This window comes from Acinetobacter sp. YH12145 (assembly GCF_013418335.1).
GTDB lineage: Bacteria > Pseudomonadota > Gammaproteobacteria > Pseudomonadales > Moraxellaceae > Acinetobacter > Acinetobacter amyesii.
The window spans coordinates 40558-55500 of the sequence record NZ_VPCE01000006.1; the positions used below are offsets into that span (position 1 = coordinate 40558).

Below are 14943 nucleotides of genomic sequence, written 5' to 3' on the forward strand. Positions count from 1 at the left end.
GAGACCCTCAAAAGATAAAAACGGTGGATAAATAAAATTCGACCTAAATTTTACACGCCCTGCCAACTTTAATAAACCTCTAATCCCATGGAAGTTGATTTTTCTGCTGCCTTTTACAAGACTCCTGATAATTCAAGCAGATTTCAGCCGAAATACGCTTTATGCTGTCAACATAATAATCACGTTCTAATTCATAAAATTATTCCGAATTTCGAACACCTATACCCACTGAAATCTTTATGTAGGCAGGTATCATGCAAGCACATTCACTTATATCTTGGTCTAGTTTAAAACCGCTCCAACCCGCTTATGCCCTTGCAGCCAATGTCGATCTTGTGGTCTTACGGCTCGAAGATGATGATGCAGAACAAGTCGTGGTCATGTATGGTCGCTGTCAGCATCGCGGCGCACTCATGTCCGATGCCCATATTCAAGGAGATAAAATCGTCTGTGGGCTGCATGGTTCTCACTATATTTATAAAACTGGCATCAATCCACGTTATCTGAATAAAAATCTGCAAAAGTTTAAAGCGTGGGTGGAAGGCGATCAGGTGTATGTCGATCTTGAAGAAATTCAAGCGTGGGAGAAAAGAAATCCTCAACAATATAAGCGTGATCAATACCAAGGCCTATATGCTGATTCCGCGCCCGCGCCAGAAGAACCACATAATAAATTGATCTTAGAACTCGCACGAAATGGCTTAAGTAAATTTGGACATCATGGTCCGACAGCGGCGATGGGCGTGCCTTTTAATCAACTCCCGAAATGGGAGGACATTCAACTGATCACCGCACAACTGTGGAAAATTCCATTATTAGATGATGCCCCCGTAGCAACCGAAGTAGTGATTGGCCCAAATGCTAAAAAACCCTTAAAACTCAAAATCCCCCTGTTTGTGTCAGATATGAGTTTTGGTGCGTTATCTCAAGAAGCCAAAGTTGCCCTTGCAATAGGTGCTGAACTTGCAGGTACAGGCATTTGTTCAGGTGAAGGTGGAATGCTTGCTGAGGAACAAGCGGCCAATTCACGTTATTTTTATGAACTTGCATCGGGTCGTTTTGGCTATGACATCGAAAAAGTTAAAAAGTGTCAGGCCTTTCATTTTAAAGGCGGTCAAGCTGCAAAAACAGGTACGGGAGGACATCTGCCAGGCCATAAAGTGGTTGGAAAAATTGCAGAAGTGCGCAAATTACCAGAAGGCACCGCAGCCATTTCTCCTGCAACTTTCCCCGACTGGACTCATCTTTCCCAATATCGTGAATTTGCAGAATATGTCCGAGCAGAAACAGGAGGCATCCCAATCGGCTATAAACTTTCCGCACAGCATATTGAACGTGATATTGACGCAGCACTAAGCATCGGTGTGGACTATATTATTTTAGATGGTCGTGGCGGTGGAACAGGTGCAGCCCCAACCTTGTTCCGTGACAATATCTCTGTACCGACCATTCCTGCACTTGCACGAGCACGTCGTCATTTAGACCGTTTAGGACGGTCAGATATTAGTTTAGTGATCACAGGTGGACTTCGTGTACCCGCTGACTTTATTAAAGCACTCGCTTTAGGTGCAGATGCCATCGCGATTTCAAACTCTGCCATGCAAGCCATTGGCTGTTTAGCTATGCGTGCCTGTCAGACCAATGATTGTTCTGTCGGCATCGCCACACAACAAGATCATTTACGTCGTCGTTTAGAAATAGACAAATCGGCACAACAACTGGCGAATTTTCTAAATGCATCCGTTGAACTGATGCAAGTCATGGCTCGTGCCTGCGGACATCATCATCTGAATCAATTCTGCAAAGATGACCTGACCACATGGAAAAAAGAAATGTCGAACCTCACGGGTATTCACTACAGTGGATTTGAGTAAGCTTCAAATCATGAGCTTTTTTCAAAACAATTGAACCTAAAAAGAGTCCATACGGGCTCTTTTTTATTCTCTGAAGGTCTCAAAGGCCATGAATTGATCAGCTTGGTACAACCAAAGCTGTGCAAATTGAGGGATGATCATTTCACTCTGGGTAGGGCGTAAAAAAATATAATCATCTACATCTATGCTGCTTGTCTGTGGAATTTGCACAAGCTCCTGATTACTACTGCGACCATATAACGCATGGGGCTGACTGCCTTGAGGATAAACATAGTCCCCTCGCCAATAGCCTCCATAAATAAATACAGCCTGATATTTTGCCCAACGACTGAGCCATTCTAACTGTGGTAATTCAGTCCGTGGCAACACTTTTAACACAGGCGTGGCGATCCACAAGGCACTTTGGAAAGCTTGTAAATTTTTCAGTTCAAAATCTGCAGGTTTTAATAACATCGAGCCAAACGAGACTTCGTTACAGACACTCTGCTGACAATGAAAACTAAAACTAGGACTACCACCACCATTCCAACAGGTGTGTTCATCACATAAGGTTGGGTAGCGCTGTTGTACATAAGCTTTGAATTGTTGATAACTTTGCTGGGACTGTTGATAAGTCTGTTCAGCAGATTGGATCAGCCGTGGAATCTTCGCCACATGTGCGTCATAGCCCATTAATCCTGAAAATTTTAAATGTTGGGGATGTTGAACGATTAGATCCAAAACAGCCTTTAGCTCATGGATCGTTTTCAGGCCACCACGGTGTAGCCCCACATCGATTTCGATATTGATGCGTAGACACAGTTGATGCTGCTCAGCAAATTTGAGGTATTGGGCTAAACGCTGTTCACTATCAATCAGCCATTGCACTTGCGATTGCGTTGCCTGCAAAAACGCCTTGTCTGCATGGTTCAAAGCCTGAATCGGCATCGGTTTTCCAAACAACACATCGGCTTGCGGTATCGATTCGAAAAGTGTTTTTAGATGTGCAAAATGAAATAGCATGAAACGCTGTGTCTTGAGCTGTGTAGCACAGTGTTGAAGCAGAGCCATGCACGCCAAGGATTTCACCACCAAGCGCGGATGCAGACGCTCTGGCATTTGCTGCTGAGTGATCACCAAGTTGTGATTTAATGCATCAACATCCACAATTAACTGGGGCATCCCCGTACCATTTTGTTTTAACAGCGAATTCAACTTTTGAAAATATGCATCCATGCCATCCCCTTTTTCATATCGTTCAATTGGTCTTCAACGTTTAACGTTCCACGATGCTTATTCAATCAGTATTTGCTGTAGCTCTGGACTGAGCCACTTTTGCTTCGGATCTAATTCTTGTCGAATATTTAAAAAATCCTGCCACTTGGGGTACACATTTTGAAGCTGCCGCGCATTTAGGCTATGCAATTTCCCCCAATGCGGACGCCCGCCATATTTTAAAAAAATCGGCTCCACGAGCTTAAAGATGACTTGATAATCTTGCTTATAGAACTGATGCACCGAAATTGAGGCCGAATCTTGCTGATAAAACGGACTGAGCCAAATATCATCCCCACGTACAAGTCGATATTCTAGCGGGAAAAACATCGGAACCTTATGTCGTCGAAGGGTATGCAAAATTTCTTCTAAACAATTCATCCCGTGTTGCAGCGGAATCTGGTATTCCATCTCATTAAATTTGGTATTTCGAGCAGAAGGAAAAATTCGACTTGACCAATCTACGCTGATCGAAGGTTTGACAAAAACACCTAATAATTTTTGTAGCCATGGATTCAGTGGTGGAAAAATTCGCGTCAATTCTGCACAAAATTTGAGTAATACGTCATCATCTAACCACTGTTCTTTCCGCGGTTGAAGGTTATCTTCCGTCTCATCTAAGGTTTTTAAAATAACCTGATCGGCATGACTAAATGCCCAGAACTCAATATGTCGATGTGCATATTGCCATTGCTGCATATTCTGCAAGACATCTTTCAGCGGACATAATCGCGTTTGTTCTTTGAGTTTATACATCGGTCGGTTTTGCAACTGTACATGCGTCAGCACGCCTAAACTCCCGAGTGAAACACGCCCTGCTTGGAAAATTTCACTGTTCTGTTCAGCACTGCATTGTAGTAATTCGCCCTGCGCGGTTAATAATTTAAACCCCGTAACCAGTGCCGATAAACATGGTAATTCGAGTCCGGTACCATGCGTCCCTGTTGCAATAGCCCCAGCCAAACTTTGACGATCAATATCACCTTGATTGATCAGTGCCTGATCAAAAGAGGCGAGCTTCTCCCCCAAATCAAATAATCGTGTGCCAGCTTGGACGGTACTTTGGCAGCGTTCAGCATCGATATCTAGAATGCCTTTGAGATGATCTAAACTTACTAAGGTATCTGTGGTTTTTACCAAAGGGCTAAATGAGTGCCCTGCGCCAACCAAGCGAATCTTAGGATGGGATTGCACCACATCCATTAATTGCTCAAGATTTTGCGGTTGTATAAATGACTTCGGGATCGACTTCTGAGCACCTGACCAATTTTCCCATGCAATGTCGTGTTGAATTGTCATATTCATCCTTGTCGCCATACTTTTTATTGTATTTAGCCGTATTGTTTTATTTTTGATTTCCGCTTTTGCAATGTTAATGCACAAGCCATCTTGATTTTTTACTTAGATTATACGAAGTTTCGCATCTTCTCAAATTTAAGTTTATTGTTAAAAAACAGCAAATAAGCCACGATCAATTAAAGAAAATATCATTCGTTTATATCCCCACAAAGACTATTCAAGGCGCTCTACATTATTCGTTAAGCATCATTCAAACCGAATCAATAAAAAAGATCACACACGGAAATATCTGCCAAATTAGTATAAAAAACCAACAAACCCTGTATATTTTTCAACTAAATTATTTATGCTAAAAAATCAATTTTGAGAACCACAGGGTTCATTTTCGTCACCTTATTGTTTTTATTATGTTAAATTTCAATCACTTAAAAATTTAGTGTAAATACTCGACTAAAGCATAAATGCAGAGAAGCTACGGACTGAATTATTGTTAAGTCAGATTTAAAACAAATAGACATGGACTTGGAGTACCACGATGGTTAGCGCATACGATGAATTGCCACGGACCCCGGCAAATTTTGTGGCACTTTCGCCTCTACGTTATTTAGAGCGTGCAGCTTATATTTATCCTGATCAGGATGCCATTATCCATGGCAATCGTCATATTTCATGGCGCCAAACGTATAACCGCTGTCGTCAATTTGCACATCAGTTGCAACAATTAGGCATTGGCAAAAATGACACCGTGTCTGTGTTATTACCGAACATTCCGGCTATGGTTGAAGCACACTTTGCCGTACCGATGGCGGGTGCTGTACTAAATACGCTAAATACACGCCTTGATGCGAAAACCATTGCCTTCATGCTGGAACATGCAGAAACCAAAGTCCTGTTGGTTGACCCTGAATTTGCTCAAGTTGCCACCGAAGCTTTGGCTTTGATCGATCAAGACATTTATGTCATTGATGTTGCAGATGCTGAATTTGAAGGCACAGCACAACCGATTGGACAAATTGAATTTGAAGACTGGTTGGCGCAAGGCGATGCGAACTTTGAATGGCACTTACCTCAAGATGAATGGGATGCGATTAGTTTAAGCTATACCTCGGGTACCACAGGGAATCCAAAAGGCGTGGTGTATCATCACCGCGGCGCATATATCAATGCAGCGAGTAACATCATTGCTTGCGGCATGACGCCACGTGCAACGTATCTGTGGACGCTTCCTCTATTCCACTGTAATGGCTGGTGCTTTGCTTGGACAATGGCAGCCAATGGCGGAACCAATATTTGTCTACGTAAAATTGACCCTGAACTGATTTTCAAATTGATTGCAGAACACAAAGTAGATTATTTCTGCGGTGCACCAATCGTACTTTCAATGATGATCAATACGCCTGAAGAGAAAAAAGCACAATTTGACCATCGCGTTGAAGTGATGGTTGCTGGTGCAGCGCCACCTGCAGCGATTATTGAAGGGATGCGTAATATTGGTATCAATGTCACACATGTTTACGGTTTGACTGAAACCTATGGTCCATCAGCACTTTGCGCATCGCAAGCTGGTTGGTCTGATCTTTCCATTCAAGAACAAGCACAGTTGCATTCTCGCCAAGGTGTGCCATACCCGCTTCAAGATGGCATGAAAGTCATTGATCCTGAAACCATGTTACCTGTTCCGCATGATGGCCAGACCATGGGTGAAATCATGTTCCGTGGCAACATCGTAATGAAAGGTTATTTGAAAAACCCAGAAGCAACGGCTGAAGCCTTTGCCGGTGGCTGGTTCCATACCGGCGACTTAGCAGTCTGCCAACCTGACGGTTATGCCAAAATTACTGACCGCTCTAAAGATGTGATCATTTCAGGGGGTGAAAACATTTCATCGCTCGAAGTAGAAGAAATTCTATATCAACACCCTGCTGTACTGACCGCTGCAGTGGTTGCAAAACCTGACCCTCGTTGGCAAGAAGTGCCTTGTGCCTTTATTGAATTAAAAGCAGGTAAAGAAGCAACGCCTGAAGAACTGATCGAATTCTGTAAGCAGCACCTTGCACGTTTCAAAGTACCTAAAGATGTAGTGATTACCGAAATTCCAAAAACCTCGACAGGTAAACTTCAGAAGTTCGTTCTCCGTGAATGGGCTAAAGAGCGCGCTGTTGGTGAATTTGGTTAATATTAAAACTCAAAAGCCAAGCATGATTTTTTCAATCATTTAAGCAAAAAAAGCGACCTAATCAGGTCGCTTTTTTGATGTGAAGTCTATAACTTCACGTTTTGCTTCAATGATCAGATCATGTTGAATTCTCTGATCATTGAGCTATCTAAGTACTTGGCTATCTAATCATGCATTAGTTATCAGATAATAAAGCCACTTGTTGAATGTAGTTAAACAATTTCAACTTTGACGCAGTCAGTTCTTCTTCGCTTACATTTTTGGATATATCACGTTGAATACGCAAAATATGCTGACGAATGGGATGATATTCAGCAGCATTATGTGCTTTCATGAACTCTTTAATGACTGGATCACCTTGGGCAATCATACGTTCAGTCCAGCGTTGAAGCTGCGCTGTTTTTTTCGCACCTTGCTGCGGGGTTAAGTAAGATAAAATCATGGTTTCATCTTCATTACGCAGTAATTTACCTACACGTTGAAACTGACGGCGTCGCGCTTCATGTGAAGTAATTGTTTGTGCATCTAGTAGTGCTTCGATCAGACGCTCTTCTACAGGAAGATTTTTAATCTGTTTAGGATTTAGTTTTGCAAGTTCCTCGCCCAAAGCAGCCATACGTTGTACAGCTTTCTTTTGCTCAGTTTTACTTGCACGTCCTTCTAAGGATTCAAAGTCTTCTTCGGTATAGCGATTCGGTCGACGTGCCACGTTTAATCTGCCTCGTAAAATTTTGCCGCAAACAGTGCTTGAATTTCAGATAAAGCTTTTTCTTCATCTGCACCTTCAATCACTAAGCGTAAAGTTGTGCCCTTGCCTGCGCCAAGCATCAGCAAAGACATAATATTTTTGGCATCTACTAATTTTCCACCCTTACCAATTTGAATCGACGAGCGAAATTTGGTCGTGACTTCGATTAGCTTGCCAGATGCACGCGCATGTAAACCCAGTTTATTAATTACGTCAACAGTTGTGTCGATCATGACCAGTGCTTCATTTCTCTATGTAGAACCTGAATAGACCATTTTGCCTCAAGTGCTTTTTTTAGTCTATCTACGATATATACCGAACGGTGTTGCCCACCTGTACAACCGATCGACACCGTCATGTAATGACGATGCCCTTCGGCAAATGCCGGCAGCCATTTATCCAAGAAATTATAAATATCTTGGAACATTTCATTGGTTTGTTCACTTTGCTGTAAAAACTGACGAACTGGCTCATCTAATCCTGAATACTTACGTAATTCCATATCCCAGTGCGGATTGGGCAAATGACGGACGTCAAAAACATAATCTGCATCGAGTGGAATACCATGCTTATAGCCAAAAGACTGTAAGATCAAAATTAAATTATCTGCCTGTCCGAGTTTAGACAGCAAGGTATGTTTTAAATCATGTACGCTCTTATCTGTAGTATCAATATGTACTGTCGAGCGTAATTGAATCGGCAACAGTAAAGATTTTTCTTCCTGTATGCACTCATTTAAACTTTTGAAACGACTTGCCAACGGATGGGGACGTCGAGATGAACTGAATCGCGCAATCAATTCCTGATCACGCGTGGTCAAATAAATAATATCGACTGAGCCATGGCGCTGTAGCTGTTGAAAAACCAAATCGAACTCTTGTAAATCTGCACGTGTACTGCGGACATCCACACCCAGTGCCAATTGTTCAAGATTATTTTCTGAATCGAGTTTTTCAACAATTTCGGGGAGTAAGGCCAATGGCAAATTATCGATACAGTAATAACCCAAATCCTCAAGTATCTGTAATGCAGATGACTTTCCAGATCCAGATTGTCCTGTAACAATTAAAATGCGCTTCATCGCTTGCTACCCCATAGCCGTTTTAAACTGTAGTATATTTAACCTGCATATTATCAATAAGACGTGTTGCGCCTAATTTAGCCGCAATAAACAACACCACGTCTTGATCAAATTCTTCAATTTTCTGTAATTCAGGTGTACGTGCTTCAACATAGTCCACAACAAAACCCGCTGCTGTCAATGTTGCTTTAATATTCGCTAACACATCTGCCAGTCGAGTTCCAGCATGTAATTCTGCCTCAGCCGTTTTCAAGCTTTGGTAAATCGTTGGTGCAATCGCACGATTTTCCGCACTTAAATAACCATTGCGTGAGCTCAATGCCAAACCATCTTCAGCACGCGTAATCGGCACACCAATCACTTCTAGTGGAATATTTAAGTCACGTACAAACTGACGAATCACTGCAAGTTGCTGGTAATCTTTTTGCCCAAAGAATGCAAAATTCGGTTGAACAATATTAAAGAGTTTTGTCACAACAACAGCAACACCGTCAAAATGACCCGGACGCTGTTCGCCACACAAATCATTGGTAATGCCGCCCACGCTAATATTGGTTAAGCGCGGTTTGTTGCCATACATTTGTTCAACAGTCGGTGCAAACACGATGTCACAACCCACTTCAGCCAATAAGTGCTGATCTTGTTCCAAGGTACGTGGATAGTTGTCAAAGTCTTCATTTGGACCAAACTGAATTGGGTTAACGAAAATACTCACTACCACGACATCACACAGTTTACGTGCTTCACGAACTAAATTGAGGTGACCTTCATGCAAGTTCCCCATCGTTGGTACAAAACCAATGATTTTGCGCGCAGCACGTGCTGGATTTAGCGATGCACTTAAACCTTGAATCGTTGTTTCAGTTTTCATGTCTTACAGCTCAATTTGGAATGTATGTTCTTTGGCAGGGAAGCTACCATCTAGTACGGCAGCATGATACGCCTTAAACGCATCCACAATTGCCGTTTCCCCTGCTTGCTCTTTCATAAAGTTGCGAACAAATTTCGCCACGTGACTAAACGTCAGTCCCAACATATCTTGTTGAACCAAGACTTGAGCATCCGTTTCTGCACCGGCACCGATCCCAATTACAGGAGTATTTGGGAACAATTCACTAATTTCTTTACCCACTTGGGCAGGAACACATTCCAAAAGTAAAAGTGCTGCACCTGCATCAACCACAGCTTTACAGTCTGCAATGAGTTGATCCGCAGTTTCGCGTGTACGTGCTTGCACTTTATAACCGCCAAACACATGAACCGATTGCGGAGTTAACCCTAAATGCACACACACTGGAATACCATTACGGGTCAATACTTCAACTGTTTCTGACAACCATGCGCCACCTTCCAATTTGACCATCTGCGCGCCTGCTTGCATCACGGTCTTTGAATTCACCAAAGCGTCATTCAAAGTGGCATAAGTCATAAATGGCAAATCTGTCAAAATAAACGCATGCTTATTGCCACGACGCACTGCTGCTGTGTGATATGCCATATCTTCAACAGTGACAGGTAAAGTAGAGTCATTGCCTTGAATGGTCATCCCCAATGAATCACCAATCAGAATACTATCGACTTCAGCAACTTCCATTGCTTTTGCCATGCTCGCATCATAGCAAGTCAGGCAGGAGAATTTGCGGCCTTCCGCTTTAAATTTTTTCAAGTCACTTAGACTAATCATTTCAATATTCCTCAGATGACGGCTTTCTCAAGTGGTCATACAAAAATTAAAGATGGGCCCAGTTTCCTGCATCCAATACAGTTAAATTTGGATTATTCAAAATAGGTAAATCTTTTAATGGTTGTCCTTTAATCTGTAGATTCTCATCTAAATCCAATAAAGGTTTCAACACAAAATCACGTTCTAAAACACCAACATGAGGCACCGTTAAACGTTCATTTTGAATGTGCTGTTCACCATATATCAGTAAATCTAAATCCAGTGTACGCTCACCCCAATGACGTAGGCGTACACGCCCCGACTCTTGTTCAAAGCGTTGCAATTCATCCAACAAGGCCAAAGGAGCTAGATCAGTTTCTAATGCAACCGCTGCATTTAAATAATTCGGCTGATCCTGCGGCCCCATTGGTGGGCTTTGGTACAGTTGTGAGACCTTCACTGTTCCGAGTGTTGCAAGTTTATGTACCGCTTCACTGAGGATCTGCAAGGAATCACCTAAATTACTGCCTAAACCAATATATGTCAGCGTCATTGTGTTGGCCCAAAAATAACCTGAGTCAAATCTCGTTTCACACGTTTACGTTTTAAAATCGGATGATCTGCACCAATTTCACCACTGGCTGACGCTGCAACGATTGACACTGTCGCTGGACTATTAGCATGTGATTTAGGCTTACGTTGACGGCGACTTCTGCTTTCTGGTTCATTCACAAGCGGTTCAATTTCAACTTGCTGATGAGCAGAACCTTTCGTTTCCACATCTTCATGCACCGCTTTACGACGACTCTTGGCACGTTGACGATTGTATTGGCTAATTGCCCGTTCTTTTTCGTCAGTGCTCATCTGCTGATAAGCATCCCACCACTGGCCCATACCTTGTGTGCTTGTATCGCCCGACTTTTCACGCAGCAGCAAGAAGTCAAAGCCTGCACGGAAACGTGCATGACCTGAAAGTGCTTCAATTTGCTGTGGTTTTGGATTCAGCAAACGGGTTTGCATTTCCCAAACTTCACGAATAAATGTTTCGGCAAAGCGAGGAATAATGGTTCGTGTAGCCTGACGTTTCAATACATCCAAGCCTGCTTGAGCACGTGCTTCAGCTGGAACAACACCTTTATTCAAATAGAACGTACAACGCTCTTGGAACGGAATCCACAATAACACGGCATAGAAAAATGCAGGGTTAATGGTTTTCCCAATCGAAATACGTTGATCGGTATTTTTTGCAGCCAACTCAATAAATGGCGTTACGACTGGTTTAATATCTGCAAATAACTGATACCAAATACCAAAATCGATTAGCATCGGTAAGACGCGATTGAGATGCCCCATGGTAAAGAGCTTTTGTGACTCATCGTATAAACGATGTGGAGACACATCACGCAGCAATTGAGTAAGTTCTGGAGTAAAGACATCCAGAATTTTTTCATCAATATTAAAGTTTAATTTGGCTGCAAAACGTAAAGTCCGAAGCATCCGGACAGGATCTTCTTCAAAACGTAATTGTGGATCACCCAATAAACGCAACGTTTTATGCTTAATGTCATCTACTGCATGACAAAAATCTAGCACTTCACCTTTGCGTGGTTGGTAATACATTGCATTGATCGAGAAGTCACGACGTGCAAAGTCTTGCTCAATCGTACCCCAATTATTATCACGTAAAATCATGCCCGCAGCAGAAGTCACGGCTTTTTTAGGTGGCGCACGGAAGGTCGCAACTTCGATCAGTTCACGTCCTGAGTAGACATGCGCCAGCTCAAAACGACGACCAATAATTCGGCAACGTCGCCCGAAGACTTCTTTCACCTGAGCTGGTGTCGCATTAGTTACGGCATCAAAATCTTTAGGTGCATGACCCAACATTAGGTCACGGACACCGCCACCCACGATATAAGCTTCATAGCCTGCCTTAGTTAAGGCATCAATCACATCTAAAATGGAAGAAGGTAATTGTGTGGTTGATAAACCACATTTGGACGCGCGCAAAGTTTGCAAAAGACGCTGTCTCCTACGTCTGAACGTAAAATTCTTAAGATGTCGCTAATGATATCTCTAACACAATCAAAGGGCAATTTGATTATCTCGATGCTCAAGCTGAGCTTAACCTAATTCTTTTTTTTACACTTCACTTAAAGTGCCAATTTTGCTTTATTTTTAGCAAACAGCGCAGGACCGATTCCCTTAACCTGTTGAATATCATCAATGCTTTTAAATAAGCCATTACTTTTACGATATTGCACAATTGCTTCTGCTTTTTTCTGACCAATTCCATGCAATGTCTGCAGTTCATCGACTGAGGCTGTATTTAAGCGTACCTGATCTGTTCGACTATTTTGGTGAGTGCTGGGGCGTGACAAATAATAGTTGGCATTGCTCGGTGCAGTTGTCGCTTTGGACTTAGAGGCCTCAGATTGCTTTTTTAATTGCTGATCTTGAGCTTGCTGCATGGCTTTCCATTCCGCGTAGCCCGAAGGGCTTTGCGCAAAAGTTAAATCTGCCATTAAACTCAAAACCAAGACAAGTAGTTGCGTAAAGTATTTATTCTTTAGGATGTGGTACATATTCAGCCTGTTGTTTTAATTGTTGTTTTGCCTGTTCCCATAACTGATCCATTTCAGTCAGGGACAAGTCTTCTACATGTTTTTGTTGTAATGTGGCCTGTGCTTCAATATAAGCAAAACGGCTTCTAAACTTATGAATGGTACTTAACAGTGCCATCTCACTTGAGATGCCAATCTTACGTCCAACATTCACCAGTGAAAATAAGCAATCACCAAATTCATCAAATATTTCGTCGGATTTTTTACCTGCCAATGCCTCTTTTAATTCCCCCAGCTCTTCCTCAAGCTTGCCATAAGCCCCTTCAATATCTGGAAAATCAAAGCCTATTTTCGCCACTTTTTTTTGGATTTCATCTGCTTGGCTTAATGCAGGTGCATGTTTAACCTCATCTAATCTAGATGCTGATTTCCCTGCTTTTTCTTGTTGTTTAATCTGTTTCCATAGTGTTGCCACATCATCCGCATTGAGTGCTGAGAACTGCTCTGCCTGAAACACATGGGGATGACGGCGAATTAATTTATCTGTAATGGCTTGCACCACATCTTGAAAATCAAATGCGCCTTGTTCGCTATACATCTGCGACTGAAAAACCACTTGCAGTAATAAATCCCCCAGTTCATCTCGTACATCATCACTCTGACCTGAACGAACCGCCGCTTCCACTTCATAGGCTTCTTCAATGGCATAATGAGTCAGACTTTCTGGGGTTTGCTTTTGATCCCATGGACATTTTTCACGTAATTCTTTCATCACTGCTAATAATTGTTCCATGTGAACTCCAGCTATTTACTCATCAGTACATTGTTTCGATTACAGAATTTGATATGCTCAAAATTCACTCAAGGAATGAGCAACTCAATTCAGGGAAGCATAACATGCAAAGTATTTTTATTAGCGGTGCAGGACAAGGGATTGGCGCAGCAATTGCACGACTGTTCATACAACAAGGCTATAAAGTTGGGCTCTACGACATTAACCAATCTCAAGTCACCTCATTAGCGGCTGAACTCGGTAGCCATGCCAGAGCTGGGCTTTTAGATGTGACACAACCAGAGCAATGGCAAAGCGCTTTAGCTGAATTTGTTGCTTGGGCAGGTCAGCTAAATATCTTAGTCAATAATGCCGGAATTCTGTATTCAGGCAGCTTTGAACATACGGAATTGTCTGCACACCACCGTACGATTGATATCAATGTCAAAGGGGTGATAAACGGTTGCTATGCGGCATTTCCCTATTTAAAACAAAGCAATTTTGCTCGTGTGATTAACCTCTCTTCGGCTTCAGCAATTTATGGACAAGCCGATTTAGCCAGTTATGCCACATCTAAATTTGCTGTCCGCGGGTTCACTGAAAGTTTGGATATTGAATGGCAAAAATACAATATTCGCGTTTTAGATGTGATGCCTTTATTTGTTCAAACCGCGATGGTGCAAGACATGGATGCACAAAGCATTAAGAAAATGGGGGTCAATCTTCAACCTAGCGATGTTGCTCAGCAAATTTATGCCTTGGTACAAAAAAAGGATACCGTCTTAATGGCCACACATACACCTGTGGGGATGAAAGCCAAATTTTTATTTAATTTATCGAAGTTTAGCCCGCAATTTGTCAACCGCTTAAGTAATATTTGGATTGCACAAAAACCCAAATAGCAACGTGTTACTAATCATTTAATTTTGCAATCATATTTGTACGCAAATTACACAAAGTTACACAATTGTCACATTTTAACAGGACAAAATTCCTTTTTTTGAATAATATTCACCCGCCCATTACTTTCGGGCGTTTATTTTCTAACAATAAAAGTGAATTATTTCATGAAAAAATTACTTGTTCTTGCAACTGTTACTTCTATTTCAATTTCTGCTTTTGCTACAACTCAATTCGCATCTTCAGAATTAAAAGCGATGGATTGTGCAACTCTTGCTGTTGAAAAAGCGAATGCTAAGCGCTCTTTAGAAGCTGCTGACAAAAACATTGCAAACATCCAAGCATCTGCTCAAGCGCCAGGCAAATCATTGAGCAAATTTGCTGGTTTAGCGGGTGGCGCTCTTGCTGCTTTCGGTGGTAACTCTGAAAAAGCTGCTCGTGCAGGCAACATTGCAAACAGCTTGGCTGGTGAGCAAGATACTTCTGATGCAGGCAACCTTGAACTTCAACAAGCGAACAAATCTGCTGCTCAAGCAAACATCGACAACATTGGTATCTACCAAGGTTCTAAAAAATGCAAAATCTAATCTAAAGCCAGTTTAGATTGATTTA

Annotated in this window: 15 protein-coding genes; 4 read left to right on the forward strand and 11 right to left on the reverse strand. The window is 42.1% G+C overall.

The window, feature by feature from the left end; genetic code table 11:
- The first annotated feature begins 254 nt into the window (after window positions 1-254).
- Window positions 255-1874, forward strand: a complete 1620-nt coding sequence (locus FTU80_RS07605) for a glutamate synthase-related protein (RefSeq protein ID WP_180024396.1) — start codon at window positions 255-257, stop codon at window positions 1872-1874.
- Window positions 1875-1937: 63 nt separating this feature from the next.
- Here the strand turns inward: FTU80_RS07605 and FTU80_RS07610 are convergent, their stop codons facing one another.
- Both FTU80_RS07610 and FTU80_RS07615 read right to left on the reverse strand, forming a co-directional pair.
- On the reverse strand, window positions 1938-3089 hold the full coding sequence (locus tag FTU80_RS07610; RefSeq protein ID WP_180084653.1) for an alanine racemase: 1152 nt from the start codon (window positions 3087-3089) through the stop codon (window positions 1938-1940).
- A 57-nt stretch (window positions 3090-3146) separates the two neighbouring features.
- The gene (locus FTU80_RS07615) at window positions 3147-4427 is read right to left on the reverse strand and encodes a D-arabinono-1,4-lactone oxidase (RefSeq protein ID WP_180084752.1); all 1281 of its coding nucleotides are present in this window, start codon (window positions 4425-4427) and stop codon (window positions 3147-3149) included.
- Between the two features lie 535 nt (window positions 4428-4962).
- Between FTU80_RS07615 and FTU80_RS07620 the strand changes: the two genes are divergently transcribed.
- Complete coding sequence (locus tag FTU80_RS07620) at window positions 4963-6603, forward strand: acyl-CoA synthetase (RefSeq protein WP_180084654.1); 1641 nt, start codon at window positions 4963-4965, stop codon at window positions 6601-6603.
- 175 nt (window positions 6604-6778) lie between these two features.
- Here FTU80_RS07620 and yjgA read toward each other — a convergent pair whose 3' ends face one another.
- From yjgA to mazG, 9 genes are all read right to left on the reverse strand, one after another.
- A complete protein-coding gene (gene yjgA, locus FTU80_RS07625; protein WP_180084655.1) occupies window positions 6779-7312 on the reverse strand; it encodes a ribosome biogenesis factor YjgA in 534 nt (177 codons plus the stop codon).
- 2 nt (window positions 7313-7314) lie between these two features.
- Window positions 7315-7584 (reverse strand): HPr family phosphocarrier protein, encoded by a 270-nt coding sequence (locus FTU80_RS07630; RefSeq protein WP_067763492.1) that lies wholly within the window; start codon window positions 7582-7584, stop codon window positions 7315-7317.
- Window positions 7581-8432, reverse strand: a complete 852-nt coding sequence (rapZ, locus tag FTU80_RS07635; protein WP_078189595.1) for an RNase adapter RapZ — start codon at window positions 8430-8432, stop codon at window positions 7581-7583. The genes FTU80_RS07630 and rapZ overlap by 4 nt, the downstream gene beginning before the upstream one ends.
- 22 nt (window positions 8433-8454) lie before the next feature.
- A complete protein-coding gene (panC, locus tag FTU80_RS07640) occupies window positions 8455-9303 on the reverse strand; it encodes a pantoate--beta-alanine ligase (protein ID WP_180084656.1) in 849 nt (282 codons plus the stop codon).
- Window positions 9304-9306: 3 nt separating this feature from the next.
- Entirely contained in the window at window positions 9307-10116 is an 810-nt protein-coding gene (panB, locus tag FTU80_RS07645) for a 3-methyl-2-oxobutanoate hydroxymethyltransferase (RefSeq protein WP_180007226.1), read from the reverse strand.
- Between the two features lie 46 nt (window positions 10117-10162).
- On the reverse strand, window positions 10163-10648 hold the full coding sequence (folK, locus tag FTU80_RS07650; RefSeq protein ID WP_180005386.1) for a 2-amino-4-hydroxy-6-hydroxymethyldihydropteridine diphosphokinase: 486 nt from the start codon (window positions 10646-10648) through the stop codon (window positions 10163-10165).
- A complete protein-coding gene (gene pcnB, locus FTU80_RS07655; protein ID WP_180084657.1) occupies window positions 10645-12114 on the reverse strand; it encodes a polynucleotide adenylyltransferase PcnB in 1470 nt (489 codons plus the stop codon). The genes folK and pcnB overlap by 4 nt, the downstream gene beginning before the upstream one ends.
- A gap of 134 nt (window positions 12115-12248) precedes the next feature.
- Window positions 12249-12680 (reverse strand): ComEA family DNA-binding protein, encoded by a 432-nt coding sequence (locus FTU80_RS07660; RefSeq protein ID WP_180084658.1) that lies wholly within the window; start codon window positions 12678-12680, stop codon window positions 12249-12251.
- Window positions 12658-13452 carry a nucleoside triphosphate pyrophosphohydrolase gene (gene mazG / locus FTU80_RS07665; protein ID WP_180084659.1) on the reverse strand — a complete coding sequence of 265 codons (795 nt, stop codon included), beginning with the start codon at window positions 13450-13452 and terminating at the stop codon, window positions 12658-12660. Before mazG ends, FTU80_RS07660 begins: the two co-directional genes overlap by 23 nt.
- Before the next feature lie 104 nt (window positions 13453-13556).
- On the opposite strand from mazG, the gene FTU80_RS07670 reads away from it, so the two are divergent.
- Both FTU80_RS07670 and FTU80_RS07675 read left to right on the forward strand, forming a co-directional pair.
- Window positions 13557-14333 carry an SDR family oxidoreductase gene (locus tag FTU80_RS07670; protein ID WP_180084660.1) on the forward strand — a complete coding sequence of 259 codons (777 nt, stop codon included), beginning with the start codon at window positions 13557-13559 and terminating at the stop codon, window positions 14331-14333.
- Window positions 14334-14498: 165 nt separating this feature from the next.
- Window positions 14499-14918, forward strand: a complete 420-nt coding sequence (locus tag FTU80_RS07675) for a hypothetical protein (RefSeq protein WP_078192655.1) — start codon at window positions 14499-14501, stop codon at window positions 14916-14918.
- Window positions 14919-14943: the final 25 nt, after the last annotated feature.

Excerpts from the sequence above, each read along its gene's own strand:
- folK (WP_180005386.1), bottom strand. The coding sequence starts at position 10,648 with ATGACGCTGACATATATTGGTTTAGGCAGTAATTTAGGTGATTCCTTG.
- mazG (WP_180084659.1), bottom strand. The coding sequence starts at position 13,452 with ATGGAACAATTATTAGCAGTGATGAAAGAATTACGTGAAAAATGTCCA.
- FTU80_RS07630 (WP_067763492.1), bottom strand. The coding sequence starts at position 7,584 with ATGATCGACACAACTGTTGACGTAATTAATAAACTGGGTTTACATGCG.
- FTU80_RS07670 (WP_180084660.1), top strand. The coding sequence starts at position 13,557 with ATGCAAAGTATTTTTATTAGCGGTGCAGGACAAGGGATTGGCGCAGCA.
- panB (WP_180007226.1), bottom strand. The coding sequence starts at position 10,116 with ATGATTAGTCTAAGTGACTTGAAAAAATTTAAAGCGGAAGGCCGCAAA.
- panC (WP_180084656.1), bottom strand. The coding sequence starts at position 9,303 with ATGAAAACTGAAACAACGATTCAAGGTTTAAGTGCATCGCTAAATCCA.
- FTU80_RS07605 (WP_180024396.1), top strand. The coding sequence starts at position 255 with ATGCAAGCACATTCACTTATATCTTGGTCTAGTTTAAAACCGCTCCAA.
- FTU80_RS07660 (WP_180084658.1), bottom strand. The coding sequence starts at position 12,680 with ATGTACCACATCCTAAAGAATAAATACTTTACGCAACTACTTGTCTTG.
- FTU80_RS07610 (WP_180084653.1), bottom strand. The coding sequence starts at position 3,089 with ATGGATGCATATTTTCAAAAGTTGAATTCGCTGTTAAAACAAAATGGT.
- rapZ (WP_078189595.1), bottom strand. The coding sequence starts at position 8,432 with ATGAAGCGCATTTTAATTGTTACAGGACAATCTGGATCTGGAAAGTCA.
- FTU80_RS07615 (WP_180084752.1), bottom strand. The coding sequence starts at position 4,427 with ATGACAATTCAACACGACATTGCATGGGAAAATTGGTCAGGTGCTCAG.
- FTU80_RS07620 (WP_180084654.1), top strand. The coding sequence starts at position 4,963 with ATGGTTAGCGCATACGATGAATTGCCACGGACCCCGGCAAATTTTGTG.
- FTU80_RS07675 (WP_078192655.1), top strand. The coding sequence starts at position 14,499 with ATGAAAAAATTACTTGTTCTTGCAACTGTTACTTCTATTTCAATTTCT.